This is a genomic window from Nocardia coubleae NBRC 108252 (assembly GCF_001612805.1).
Taxonomy (GTDB): Bacteria; Actinomycetota; Actinomycetes; order Mycobacteriales; family Mycobacteriaceae; genus Nocardia; species Nocardia coubleae.
Window position 1 is genome coordinate 171,034 of sequence record NZ_BDBD01000010.1, and the last position, 12,279, is coordinate 183,312.

The 12,279-nt window shown below is 68.1% G+C and carries 10 protein-coding genes and 1 tRNA gene; 5 read left to right on the top strand and 6 right to left on the bottom strand.

Annotated elements, in window-relative coordinates:
- Nucleotides 1-14 precede the first annotated feature (14 nt).
- Nucleotides 15-1,406: an MATE family efflux transporter gene (locus NCO8_RS08670; protein WP_067637914.1), complete on the top strand. Its 1,392-nt coding sequence runs from the start codon at nt 15-17 to the stop codon at nt 1,404-1,406.
- Nucleotides 1,407-1,451: 45 nt separating this feature from the next.
- Here the strand turns inward: NCO8_RS08670 and NCO8_RS08675 are convergent, their stop codons facing one another.
- The 4 genes from NCO8_RS08675 to mfd all read right to left on the bottom strand — a co-directional run bounded on the left by NCO8_RS08675 (nt 1,452) and on the right by mfd (nt 7,040).
- The gene (locus NCO8_RS08675; RefSeq protein WP_067485544.1) at nt 1,452-2,027 is read right to left on the bottom strand and encodes a TerD family protein; all 576 of its coding nucleotides are present in this window, start codon (nt 2,025-2,027) and stop codon (nt 1,452-1,454) included.
- Nucleotides 2,028-2,052: 25 nt separating this feature from the next.
- Nucleotides 2,053-2,532 (bottom strand): hypothetical protein, encoded by a 480-nt coding sequence (locus NCO8_RS08680; RefSeq protein ID WP_067637915.1) that lies wholly within the window; start codon nt 2,530-2,532, stop codon nt 2,053-2,055.
- Nucleotides 2,533-2,733: 201 nt separating this feature from the next.
- Complete coding sequence (locus tag NCO8_RS08685; protein WP_067637917.1) at nt 2,734-3,435, bottom strand: nucleoside triphosphate pyrophosphohydrolase; 702 nt, start codon at nt 3,433-3,435, stop codon at nt 2,734-2,736.
- On the bottom strand, nt 3,432-7,040 hold the full coding sequence (mfd, locus tag NCO8_RS08690) for a transcription-repair coupling factor (protein WP_067637919.1): 3,609 nt from the start codon (nt 7,038-7,040) through the stop codon (nt 3,432-3,434). The genes NCO8_RS08685 and mfd overlap by 4 nt, the downstream gene beginning before the upstream one ends.
- 118 nt (nt 7,041-7,158) lie before the next feature.
- Between mfd and NCO8_RS08695 the strand changes: the two genes are divergently transcribed.
- Entirely contained in the window at nt 7,159-7,782 is a 624-nt protein-coding gene (locus tag NCO8_RS08695; protein WP_067637921.1) for a TIGR03085 family metal-binding protein, read from the top strand.
- On the opposite strand, the gene NCO8_RS08700 is transcribed toward NCO8_RS08695, so the two are convergent.
- Together NCO8_RS08700 and NCO8_RS08705 are read right to left on the bottom strand one after the other, a co-directional pair.
- Nucleotides 7,779-8,426: a TetR family transcriptional regulator gene (locus tag NCO8_RS08700; protein ID WP_067485534.1), complete on the bottom strand. Its 648-nt coding sequence runs from the start codon at nt 8,424-8,426 to the stop codon at nt 7,779-7,781. The two genes, NCO8_RS08695 and NCO8_RS08700, sit on opposite strands and share 4 nt — an antisense overlap.
- Before the next feature lie 169 nt (nt 8,427-8,595).
- Nucleotides 8,596-9,222, bottom strand: coding sequence for a TetR/AcrR family transcriptional regulator (locus NCO8_RS08705; protein WP_067485532.1), 627 nt, complete (start codon nt 9,220-9,222; stop codon nt 8,596-8,598).
- A 341-nt stretch (nt 9,223-9,563) separates the two neighbouring features.
- Between NCO8_RS08705 and NCO8_RS08710 the strand changes: the two genes are divergently transcribed.
- The 3 genes from NCO8_RS08710 (at nt 9,564) to NCO8_RS08720 (ending at nt 12,200) form a co-directional block, all read left to right on the top strand.
- Nucleotides 9,564-9,634: transfer RNA gene (locus tag NCO8_RS08710), tRNA-Gln, on the top strand.
- A 98-nt stretch (nt 9,635-9,732) separates the two neighbouring features.
- Nucleotides 9,733-11,223 (top strand): bifunctional UDP-N-acetylglucosamine diphosphorylase/glucosamine-1-phosphate N-acetyltransferase GlmU, encoded by a 1,491-nt coding sequence (gene glmU, locus NCO8_RS08715; protein WP_067637923.1) that lies wholly within the window; start codon nt 9,733-9,735, stop codon nt 11,221-11,223.
- Complete coding sequence (locus NCO8_RS08720; RefSeq protein WP_067485529.1) at nt 11,220-12,200, top strand: ribose-phosphate diphosphokinase; 981 nt, start codon at nt 11,220-11,222, stop codon at nt 12,198-12,200. The genes glmU and NCO8_RS08720 overlap by 4 nt, the downstream gene beginning before the upstream one ends.
- Nucleotides 12,201-12,279: the final 79 nt, after the last annotated feature.

Here is a 12,279-nt window from a genome sequence, read left to right on the forward strand (position 1 = left end):
ACCGGGGAGCGCTGGTGAACGGCAAGAACACCGACACCAGCGCACTGGCCAAGCTGGCGACGCCGATCGCGTTGACCCAGCTGGCTCAGATCGCGGTGTCGACCACCAATCTCGTGCTGATGGGCACGCTCGGTGTCGCGGAGGTCGCGGCGGGCGGCCTGGCGCTGGTGTTGTTCAACCAGATCCGCACCATGTGCGTCGGCCTGATCACCGGGACCGGTAATCAGATCGCCGGTGCGCTCGGCGCGGCGGGCAAACGCGGCGAGTCGGCCGACGACGAGGTGCGCGCGGTGGTCCGGGCGGCGTTCGTCATCGCCACCATCGCCGGCCTGCTCGGCGGTGCGGTGCTGATCGGTCTCGGCTGGGCACTGTCGTGGCTCGGGCAGGACACCGCCGTTCTCGACCTGGCCCGGCCGATGATGATCGCGCTGGCTCCCGGCCTGCTGCCGTGCCTGTGGTTCCAGGTGTTGCGCCAGTACACCGTGGGCATGCAGCGTCCTCAGGCGTTGTTGATGGTGACGCTGGGTTCGGTGGTGCTGAACCTGGTGCTCGCACTGGCCTTCATCCACGGCTGGGCGGGCATCCCCGCCTCCGGTCTGACCGGCGTCGGCATCGCCACCTCTCTGGTCTTCCTGATCACCTTCGGGGTGTTCTGGGCGATGGTGCGCCGCCACGAACAGCTCGGCGCCACCCTGCCGCGAACCCCGTGGCCGGTGCGCTGGGCGACCGTGCGCGAGGAACTTCGCCTCGGCACCCCCATCGCGCTGACCTACGGTTCCGAGGCGGGCATGTTCTCGGTGCTGGCGCTGGTGATGGGCAGTTTCGGGCCGGCCGCCCTGGCCGCGCACAACGTCGTGTACCAGATCATCTACATCGTCTTCCAGGTCGCGATCGGCCTGTCGCACGGTGCGTCGATCCTGGTCAGCCATGCCGTGGGCCGCGACGAGTACAGCCACGCCAGGTCGCTGGCCTGGCTCGCCCTACGCCATGCGGGTGTGCTCGCCATTCTCACGGGGGCGGTCTACATCCTGGCTCCCGACGTGGTGCTCGCGCCGTTCCTCGACACCTCCGACACCGCGACCGTCGAGATCGCCCACACCCTGCTGCTCATCGGCATCGTGCTGCAGTTCTTCGACGCCGCCCAGAACATCGGGACGGGTCTGCTGCGCGGGCTGAAGGAGACCTCGGCGGGCTTCCGGCTATCGCTCGTCGGTTACTGGGGTGTCGGCATCCCGGCCGCCCTGCTGTTCGCCTTCCCGCTGCATCTCGGTGCGGCGGGCGTCTGGTGGGGCCTCACGGCAGGCCTGGCCACTACGGCAGCGCTCATGCTCCGCAAGTACTTCAGCCTGCTCGACCAGGCGAGTACGACTCCACTCCCGCGCATTCCCGCGACCCAGGCAGGATGACGGGCGGCGGTCGCCAGGACCGCCGCCCGTTCGTCGCGCGGTTCGTCAGATGTTGACGCCGTAATCGCGGGCGATCCCCGCGAGACCGGACGCGTATCCCTGGCCGATCGCGCGGAACTTCCACTCGTTGTTGTGCCGGTACAGCTCACCGAAGACCATCGCGGTCTCGGTCGAGGCGTCCTCGGACAGGTCGTAGCGAGCCAGCTCGACACCGGTGTTGGCGTCGGTCACCCGGATGTAGGCGTTGCGGATCTGGCCGAAGGACTGGCCGCGGGCCTGGGCGTCGTGGATCGAGACGGGGAAGAAGATGTTGGTGATCGACGGCGGCGTGGCGGCCAGGTCGACATTGATCACCTCGTCGTCACCGTCGCCCTCGCCGGTCAGGTTGTCGCCGGTGTGCTCGATGGTGCCCTCGGGCGAACGCAGGTTGTTGTAGAACACGAAATGCTGGTCCGACAGCACCTTCAGGTTGGCCCCGGTCGCCAACGCACTGGCATCGAGATCGTGGTCGGCGCCGGTGGTGGTCCGCACGTCCCAGCCGAGACCGACCGCGACCTTGGTGAGGTTGTCGGTCTGCTTCGACAGCGAGACATTGCCGCCCTTGGCGAGTGAGACGCTCATGAAAACCCTTCTGTCCTGATCGTGTTCAGTGCTGCTGCTCGGCCCAGGTGCGCAAGGTCTCGACCCGGCCCTCCAAGGCGCGCAGTTCGGTGTCGTCGAGAACCGTTCGCTGGATGCCACGGTCCACCGCGAAGGCCGACTGACGGTGGTCGTCGATCACGTCGACGTCGATCCGCACGGCGGCGTAGTCCTCGGCCTCGGGCATCTGCTCGGCGATCACGCTCGCCCGGCCACGGGCCGACAGCGCCACATTGCCGCCGCCAAGGATCAGCAACGCCACCTCGGGTCGCTCCCGCAACCGGGCGAGCGACCCACGATTGGTGCGCAGGCTGATGAGGATGCGCCGGTCGCCCGCGCGCACCGGCCAGGAAACCGGAATGGCGTGCGGGGCGGGATCGGTGGTGACCAGTACCGCGATGGTTTCCTGCGGCCACACCGGCAACACGTCGAGTTCGGGATGATCTGTCAACTCGCCGTGTTCCACCGGATCGACTTCTGTTGCCATCTACCTCACCTCGACGATCGTCGGACACCCCAGCCCGCCGCGAACAGCGAGCTCGCCACCGAGTCTAAAGCGCTGTGCCACTTGCCGCTAACGTCTCGGCAGCGATCGCCGGGCATTCACCCGACCAAGATCGTTAGCCGTCGGGTAGCTGTGCACCGCACTCGTGTTCGACCGGAACCGATCTCGCGGTGTCGCGCGTGGTCAGCGCGGCCAGTAGGCACGCCAGTCCTCGGCGGTGAGCAGTAGCCGTTCCCCGCGCGCCGATTCCGCCGCGTCCTCGGCCGCACGGATGGCGGAGGCGAAATCGAGCGTGGCCTTGCGCAGGCGCTCCTCGGCGGAGTCCGGGCCACCCAGCTCGACCGTGCGCAGGGCGGCGGGGACCAGGTCGTCGGGCAGGCCGGCGCGGGCGCTGCGGGACCGGACCTTTTCGGCGAGTGCGAGCGCGGGCTGGGCCATGGCGATGCCGTCGAGGCAGGAGCGGCGGGCCTTCTCGGCGGATTTGCGCTCCTCCCAAGCCTTTTCCTGCGCGGCGATCTTCTCGGCCACCGAGATGCCGGGCGGCAGGTCGGCCTCGATCAGGTGCGGGCTGCGGTGGACGAGCTTGCCGACCAGTGCCGCTGCCACGTCGTCGACGGTGAATTCCCCTGCGGCTTGGGCGATCCGGGAGTGGAACAGCACCTGCAGCAGCAGATCGCCGAGTTCCTCCTTGATGGTCTCGTAGTCGCCGGAGCCGATGGCGTCGAGCAGTTCGTAGGTTTCCTCGAGCAGATAGGGGCGCAGCGAATCGTGGGTCTGGGTGGTTTCCCAACCACCGAAGTGCCACAGCCGGTCCATCACCCGCACGGCCTCGGACAGGCCCGCCGCGACGACGGCGGTATCGGCCGCCTCCTGCGCCTCGCTCATACGCTCGCCTCGGTGGGCACCGAAAGATCCACCATCCCTTGCGGTTTGCCGTCGAGCACCAGCAGCAGGTCGGCGACGAATTGCAGCACCGCGACATCGCGGACCCGGTCGGCGCCGACACTGTCGGTGACGCGCGGCAGCGGCAACTGCACCATTCCGCTGGCCGCCCGGTAGGTGGCGCTGGGGTAGATCCGCTTGAGCCGCATCTGTTTCGAGTCGGGCAGGTTCAGCGGGGCGATCTTCAACGTCGAGCCGGTGACCACGATCTCGGACACGTCGTACTCGCGCGCCAGCAGTCGCAGCTTCGCCACCGACACCAACCTGCCGACCTCCACCGGCACCGGGCCGTACCGGTCGACGAGCTCCTCGACGACAGCGGCCAGCGCCGAATCGTCCTGCGCGGAGGCGAGTTTGCGGTACGCCTCGAGCCGCAGCCGGTCGCTGGCGATGTAGTCGGGCGGGATGTGCGCGTCGACGGGCAGGTCGATCCGCACCTCCTTGATCTCCTCGGTGACGATCGGTTTGCCGTCGGCGGCGGCCCGGTAGGCCTCCACCGCCTCACCGACCAGCCGCACGTACAGGTCGAAACCGACGCCCGCCACGTGACCGGACTGCTCGGCGCCGAGCACATTGCCCGCGCCACGGATCTCGAGGTCCTTCATCGCGACCGCCATACCGGCGCCGAGATCGGAGTTCTGGGCGATGGTGGCCAGCCGGTCGTACGCGGTCTCGGTGAGGGGCTTCTCCGGCGGGTACAGGAAGTAGGCGTACCCGCGCTCACGCGAACGACCGACCCGGCCGCGCAACTGGTGCAGCTGTGAGAGGCCGAGGGAGTCGGCGCGTTCCACGATCAGGGTGTTGGCATTGGAGATGTCGAGACCGGTTTCGATGATCGTGGTGCACACCAGCACGTCGTATTCGCGCTCCCAGAAACCCTGCACCGTGCGCTCGAGCTGGTCCTCGTTCATCTGCCCGTGTGCGACCACCACCCGCGCCTCGGGCACCAGGTCGCGAATCTTCTTGGCGGCCTTGTCGATCGAGGACACCCGGTTGTGCACGTAGAACACCTGGCCGTCGCGCATCAGCTCACGGCGGATGGCGGCGGTGACCTGTTTGTCGTTGTAGGCGCCCACGTAGGTGAGCACCGGATGACGTTCCTCGGGCGGGGTGAGGATGGTCGACATCTCGCGGATGCCCGCCAGGCTCATCTCCAGGGTGCGCGGAATCGGGGTGGCCGACATGGTGAGCACGTCGACGTGGGTGCGCAGCGCCTTGATGTGCTCCTTGTGCTCCACACCGAAGCGCTGCTCCTCGTCGACGATCACCAGGCCGAGGTCCTTCCAGCGAACCCCGGTCTGCAGCAGCCGGTGGGTGCCGACCACGATGTCGACCGATCCGTCGGCCATCCCGGCCAAGATCTCCTTGGAATCGGACGCGTCGGTGAAGCGCGACAGGCCTTTCACCGTCACCGGGAAACCCGCCACCCGCTCGGTGAAAGTCTGCAGGTGCTGCTGGGCCAGCAGTGTGGTGGGGACGAGCACCACCACCTGCTTGCCGTCCTGCACCGCCTTGAACGCCGCGCGCACCGCGATCTCGGTCTTGCCGTAGCCGACATCGCCGCAGACCACCCGGTCCATCGGGACCGGCTTCTCCATATCGGCCTTCACATCGGTGATGGCGGTCATCTGGTCGACGGTCTCGGTGAACGCGAACGCGTCTTCCATCTCCTGCTGCCACGGGGTGTCCGGACCGAAGGCGTGTCCCGGTGCGGCCTGGCGGGCGGCGTAGAGCTGCACCAGCTCGCCGGCGATCTCGCGAACGGCCTTGCGCGCCTTGCGTTTGGTGTTCGCCCAGTCCGAACCGCCCAGCTTGGACAGGCTCGGCAGCTCGCCGCCGACGTAGCGGGAGAGCTGATCGAGCGACTCCATCGGCACGAACAACCGGTCGCCGGGCTGGCCGCGCTTGCTCGGGGCGTACTCGATCACCAGGTATTCGCGGCGCGCCCCGCCGACGGTGCGTTCGATCATCTCGACAAAGCGGCCGATGCCGTGCTGGTCGTGGACCACCATGTCGCCTGCCGACAGGGCCAGCGGGTCGACCTGGTTGCGGCGCTTGGCGGGCAGCCGCTTGCCCTCGCTGGGCGCGGTGACCCGGTTGCCGGTGAGATCGGATTCGGCGACGACGACCAGGCCCGCGTCGTCGAAGATCAACCCGTCGTGCAGCGAACCGCACAGCACACCGACCACGCCCGGCTCCGGCACCGCCCCCGCCGGGAGCAGTGCGGCGGGCACCTCGGCCTCACCGAGCCGTTCCAGCACGCGCTGGGCGGTGCCGTGCCCGGTGACCACCACGACGGCGCGCCCACCGGTCGCCACGTGCGCGCGCAGCGAAGCGAAGATGGTCGCGACCAACTCCTCCGACCCGCGGGCGGTCGGGCCCGCGAGCACCGGCAGGTTCACCTCGACCGGGTCGCCGGAACTGAGCGGGCTCAACGTCCACCATGGCAGCCCGAGTTCGTCTGCGCTGCCGTGCAATTCGGGCAGCGATCGGTAACCGGAGGCGGCCAGGTCGAGGCCGTGCGCGCCCAGCGGGGCGTCGCTGCCGAAGGAAGCCGCCGTCCAGGAGGCCTCGAGGAATTCCTCGCCGGTGCGCACCAGGTCGGCCGCGCGGGTGCGGATCTTCTCCGGGTCGCACAGCAGCAGGTGGGTGCCCTCGGGCAGCGCCTCGGTGAGCAGGCTCAGCTTGCCGGGCGCCAGGACGGGAAGCAGCGCCTCCATGCCGTCGACCGGGATGCCCTCGGCGATCTTGTCGAGCATTTCCACGAGCGCGGCGTCGGCGGCGTTGTCGGCCGCGACGGCGGCGGCGCGTTCGCGCACCGGCTCGGTGAGCAGCAGTTCGCGGCACGGCTGGGCCACGACCACCTCGACGCTCAGATCGTCGATGGAGCGCTGATCGGCCACCGCGAACGGGCGGAGTTCGGTGACCTCGTCACCCCAGAACTCCACGCGCACAGGATGATCGGCCGTCGGCGGGAACAGGTCGAGAATGCCGCCGCGCACCGCGAACTCGCCACGCTTGCCGACCATGTCGACGCGGGTGTAGGCGAATTCGACCAGGCGCGCGAGCAGGGCGTCGAAGTCGTGGTCCTCGCCGACGCGCAACACGATGGGCTCGATATCGCCGAGGCCCGCCGTCATCGGCTGCATCAGCGACCGCACCGTGGTGACCACCACCCGCAGCGGTTCCGGGTACACCGGGTCGTCGGGGTGGGCGAGCCTGCGCAGCACCTCGAGCCTGCGCCCGACCGTGTCGGCGCCGGGTGAGAGGCGTTCGTGCGGCAGTGTCTCCCAGGACGGGAACATCGCCACCGAGTCGCCGAGCATCTCGGCCAGCTCGACGGTCAGGTCGTCGGCCTCGCGGCCGGTGGCCGTGACCACGACCAGCGGGCGCTGGGCGGCCACGGTGCTCGCGACGAACGCGCGCACCGCCGAGGGGGCGACCAGTTCCACCCCGGACTTGCCGACCAGATCGGCCACCGTCCGCAGCGCGGCATCACCCCCAGCCGCCTCGGCCAGACCGGCGAGCGGGGGACGAAGGGAGGACATGAACGCTCCTGAATGCGCAGACGGGATGGTCGAGGAGGACGTAGCAAAGTCTAGTCACCGGCTCCGACATCTCCCCGAGCTGGGCGAGGCACCGGCCACCCGGCGTAGGGTCGCAGGCGTGAGTCTGGCTCAACGTGAACGCCACGCCCTTGTTCGGTCGGCACTCGCGGCGGGTGCCGAAGCGCCGACGCTGTGCGGCACCTGGACCGTCTACGACCTCGCCGCCCACCTGGTGGTGCGCGAACGCAGGCCCGACGCCGCACTCGGCATCCTCCTGAAGCCCCTGTCCGGCTACCTCGACAAGCAACAGGCCAAGATCCGGCAGCGTCCGTTCCCGGAGCTCGCCGAGCAGATCCGCACCGGGCCACCACTGTGGTCACCGCTGCGCCCGGTCGACGCGGTGGTGAACCTGACCGAGATGTTCATCCACCACGAAGACATCCGCCGCGGCGAACCAGGTTGGGAGCCAAGGCAATTGGACGATGCCGACGAGCAGCGGCTGTGGCGGGCGCTGCGGGCGATCGCCCGGGCGAACTACCGCAAGTCACCTGCGCCGCTGGTGCTGGCCACCCCGGGCGGTGAGCGGATCACCGCGCACGCGGGCACCGGCGACGCCGTGGTGCTCACCGGCCCGCCGTCGGAACTGCTGCTGCACGCCTTCGGTCGCGACGAGGTGCGGATCGAGGCGAGCGGACCCGACGCGGACGTGCGGGCCGTGCTCGCCACCGACCGCAGCGTCTAGACCACGTAGCGGCGCAACCGGCGCGCCGCGAACTCCCGGAAATACGACAGCTTCTCGGGCGGGACGATCGAGGGCAGCAGGAAATACCAGGCCCGTTCCATCCGGGTGGCCATCTGGTCCATCGATTCGGTGCCCACCGCGACGATGTGCACGCCCGCGGTGAGTTCCTGCAGGAGCAGCCCGACCACCTCGGCGTCGAGATCGGCGAGCAGGTCGCCCTGGGAGATCGCGCGCTCCGACAGCACCCGGTACGTCTCACCCCAGGTCTTGGCGATGTTGTCGCCCTGGGCGCCGCGATAGTCACCGATCTGGTGGGTGAGCTTGAGCATCGCACCGACCATCGGATCGTTCATCGACAGATCGGCGACCACATAGGTGATGCCGATGCACGCCTCGAGCGCGGGCACCCGGGAATCGAAGAAACCCTGACACGACCCGATGAGCCGTTCGTTGCCCTGATCGACCACCGCCCGTGCCAGCTCCTCCTTGGAGCCGAAGTGAAAGTACAAGGCGCCCTTGGTCACATTGGACTGCGCGATGATTTCGCTGAGGCTCGCGTTGGCGTAGCCCAAACGGAGAAAGACATCGGCAGCGCCAGCAAGGACGGAGTCGCGGGTGATCTCCGCGCGCGCTTGCCTAGCCATCAGATCCGCCTGTCATCCAATAATCCAGCCATCCTGAAGTAGACCGACATCCCGAAGTTGATCGACATACCGCCCGGCAGCACCCAAAAGGATGGGTGAACCGTACCACCAGACCCTTCGGGGGCACCCGAATCCTGGATTCGCTTCCGGCACGGGCGCTATCGACCGGTTACCCCGGCTTGGGCCCCGCGATGTTCGTATTCCATTCGGAGCTGAGACCCGGTTCGGCTTCCAAGTGGCTCAAACCGTTCCAGCACAGGTTCACCAGATGCGCCGCGACCACTTCCTTCGGCGGGGTGCGCTCGTCGAGCCACCAGGTGGCCGCCGTGGACACCATGCCGACGAGTGCCTGGGCGTAGAGCGGGGCCAGGCTGGTGTCGAGATCGCGGCGGCCGAAGTCGCCCGCCAGGATGTGCGCCACCTGGTTGACGGCCTCGTTGAGCAGGCTCGAGTACCGGCCGTCGGCGTTGGGGGCCGGTTGGTCGCGCACCAGGATGCGGAATCCGTCGGTGCGTTCCTCGATGTAGGTGAGCAGCGCCAGCGCCACTTGCTCGAGCCGCAACCGCGACCGGTTCTGGGTGAGCGAGGAGGTGACCATGTCGAGCAGCATCGACATCTCGCGGTCGACGACCACCGCGTAGAGCCCTTCCTTACCCCCGAAATGCTCGTAGACCACCGGCTTGGACACCTGCGCACGCTGCGCGATCTCCTCGATCGATGTGGCGTCGTAGCCCCGCTCCGCGAACAACGCGCGACCGATCTCGATCAACTGCTGGCGCCGCTGCGTACCGGTCATCCTCGGTCTGGATACACGCGCCGGATCACTAGAAGACAACTTCCCTGCCTCTCCACCACCTGCCGGACCCACCACCCCCAACTGTCTCAGACCGCACGGCGCCACCGCATCCCCACCCTGCCGACGACTGATCTCGCGAGCACATGGGTAACTCGTCGGGTACCAGCTGACCAGGCCACCTCCGCAGGCTTGCCGCGTTCCCGACTTCTTCCGCACCTGAGTCCGGCCAAAATTCTCGGAGTGGCGGACCGGCCAAGATTTTCCGCGAGGCGCGATCTATGCGAGGATCATGGCCGTGCCGTAGCACAGTGGTGGGCTCTGACAGCCCACTGGTGTGGCGATCCGCCGTAGTGTAATGGCAGCACCTCTGATTTTGGTTCAGATAGTTCAGGTTCGAGTCCTGGCGGCGGAGCACACACGGGCACAGTGACGTATCGTCGGCCCGCACCCCATCACCGACCGACCGAACCCGCCACAGCACACTCGCTGACCGGCAGCCGAGGGAGATCCATGCCACCGCAGACCGCCGTCGTCGTTCTCGCAGCCGGGGCTGGGACGCGAATGCGGTCGAAGACTCCGAAAGTGCTGCATCCGCTCGCGGGACGCTCGATGCTCTCGCACGCGCTGCACGCCGCGGCGGAGATCGACCCCACCCATCTGATCACCGTCGTCGGGCACGACCGCGACAAGGTCGGCGCCGCCGTCGCCGAGGTCGGCAAGGAACTCGGACGCGAAATCGTCTGTGCGGTACAGGAACAGCAGCTCGGCACCGGCCACGCCGTGCAGTGCGCGCTCCAGGCCGTGCCCGCCGATTTCACCGGCGACCTGCTGGTCACCTCCGCCGATGTGCCGCTGCTCGACGGGCACACCCTCGGCGCCCTGCTCGACGAGCACCGCAGCTACGCCGAACGACCGGCGGTCACCGTGCTCACCTTCGTCCCCGACGATCCCAACGGTTACGGCCGGATCGTGCGCGACGACGACGGTCAGGTCGCCGAGATCGTCGAGCACGCCGACGCCACCCCGGCCCAGGCCAAGATCAAAGAGGTCAATTCCGGCGTCTACGCCTTCGACGCCGCCGTGCTGCGCACCATGATCGGGCGGCTGTCCACGGCCAATGCCCAGCATGAGCTCTACCTCACCGACGTGTTGCGTCTCGCCCGCGAGGCCGGGCATCCCGTGCACGGCGCGCGACTGGTCGACTCGAACAAGGTCACCGGGGTCAACGACCGGGTGCAGCTGTCGCAGGCCGGTGCCACGCTCAACCGGTACATCCTCGAGCGGCACATGCGCGCGGGCGTCACCGTCATCGATCCGGCCACCACCTGGGTCGACGCGAGTGTGCGGATCGGGCGCGACGCGGTCCTGCGCCCCGGAACCCAGCTGTTCGGCGAGACCCATATCGGGGAGGACGCCGAGATCGGGCCCGACACCACGCTCACCGATGTGATCGTCGGCGCGGGCGCCAAGGTGGTGCGTACCCACGGTGAGCAAGCCGAGATCGGCGAGAACGCCAACGTCGGACCGTTCAGCTACCTGCGCCCCGGCACCGTGCTCGGCGAGCACGGCAAGCTCGGCGCGTTCGTCGAGACCAAGAACGCGACGGTCGGCGCGCACTCCAAGGTTCCGCACCTCACCTACGTCGGTGACGCGACGATCGGCGAGTACAGCAACATCGGCGCGTCCAGTGTTTTCGTGAACTACGACGGGGTGAACAAGCACCACACTGTGGTCGGTTCCCATGTGCGGACCGGCAGCGACACCATGTTCATCGCTCCGGTAACCGTGGGTGACGGCGCCTATACGGGTGCGGGTACTGTACTGCGCAGGAGCGTTCCACCCGGGGCACTTGCCGTGTCGGGTGGGCCACAGCGCACCATTGAGAACTGGGTGCAGCGCTACCGTCCCGGAACCGCTGCGGCACGCGCGGCGGCGGAAGCCATCGCGGCAGACGAGACGTCGAACAAGGCAATCGAGCAAAAGGATGGCAACCAGCAGTGACCGCGTTCTCGATCGACAATCAGAAGAACTTGATGCTCTTCGCCGGCCGGTCACATCCTGAGCTTGCCGAGCAGGTCGCCAAGGAACTCGATGTCGACATCACCCCGCAGACCGCGCGTGAGTTCGCCAACGGTGAGATCTTCGTCCGGTTCGAGGAGTCGGTGCGCGGTTCCGACGCCTTCGTGCTGCAGAGCTTCCCGGCCCCGCTGAACCAGTGGCTGATGGAACAGCTCATCATGATCGACGCGCTCAAGCGCGGTTCGGCCAAGCGGATCACCGCCGTGCTGCCGTTCTACCCCTACGCCCGCCAGGACAAGAAGCACCGCGGCCGTGAGCCCATCTCCGCCCGCCTGGTCGCCGACCTGCTCAAGACCGCCGGTGCCGACCGCATCATCAGCGTCGACCTGCACACCGACCAGATCCAGGGCTTCTTCGACGGCCCCGTCGATCACATGCACGCGCTGGTGCAGCTGTCGGACTACATCCGCACCAACTACTCCACCGACAACCTGGCCGTGGTCTCCCCCGACGCCGGTCGCGTGAAGGTCGCCGAGAAGTGGGCCGATGCGCTCGGTGGCACCCCGCTGTCGTTCATCCACAAGACCCGCGACCCGCTGGTCCCCAACCAGGTGAAGTCCAACCGCGTCGTCGGTGACGTCGAAGGCCGCACCTGCGTGCTGATCGACGACATGATCGACACCGGTGGCACCATCGCCGGCGCGGTGAAGGTGCTCAAGGAAGCCGGTGCGGGCGATGTCATCATCGCGGCCACCCACGGTGTGCTCAGCGACCCGGCCGCCGAGCGCCTCGCCGCGTGCGGTGCCAAGGAAGTGGTCATCACCAACACCCTGCCGATCAGCGAGGAGAAGAAGTTCCCCACGCTGACGGTGCTGTCGATCGCGCCGCTGCTGGCCCGCACCATCCGCGAGGTCTTCGAAAACGGCTCGGTAACCGGCCTCTTCAACGGCAACGCTTGACCGCCTCCCCGCGCCTTTCGGCCAGACTCAGGCGCGGGGCGAGTTGGGGACGCGGCAAGCTTTCGTGAGGTGGGTGGGT

What these genes read in the sequence shown, in the direction of transcription:
- NCO8_RS08675 (WP_067485544.1), bottom strand. Translation starts at nt 2,027, where the DNA reads ATGAGCGTCTCACTCGCCAAGGGCGGCAATGTCTCGCTGTCGAAGCAG.
- NCO8_RS08680 (WP_067637915.1), bottom strand. Translation starts at nt 2,532, where the DNA reads ATGGCAACAGAAGTCGATCCGGTGGAACACGGCGAGTTGACAGATCAT.
- NCO8_RS08685 (WP_067637917.1), bottom strand. Translation starts at nt 3,435, where the DNA reads ATGAGCGAGGCGCAGGAGGCGGCCGATACCGCCGTCGTCGCGGCGGGC.
- mfd (WP_067637919.1), bottom strand. Translation starts at nt 7,040, where the DNA reads ATGTCCTCCCTTCGTCCCCCGCTCGCCGGTCTGGCCGAGGCGGCTGGG.
- NCO8_RS08700 (WP_067485534.1), bottom strand. Translation starts at nt 8,426, where the DNA reads ATGGCTAGGCAAGCGCGCGCGGAGATCACCCGCGACTCCGTCCTTGCT.
- NCO8_RS08705 (WP_067485532.1), bottom strand. Translation starts at nt 9,222, where the DNA reads ATGACCGGTACGCAGCGGCGCCAGCAGTTGATCGAGATCGGTCGCGCG.
- glmU (WP_067637923.1), top strand. Translation starts at nt 9,733, where the DNA reads ATGCCACCGCAGACCGCCGTCGTCGTTCTCGCAGCCGGGGCTGGGACG.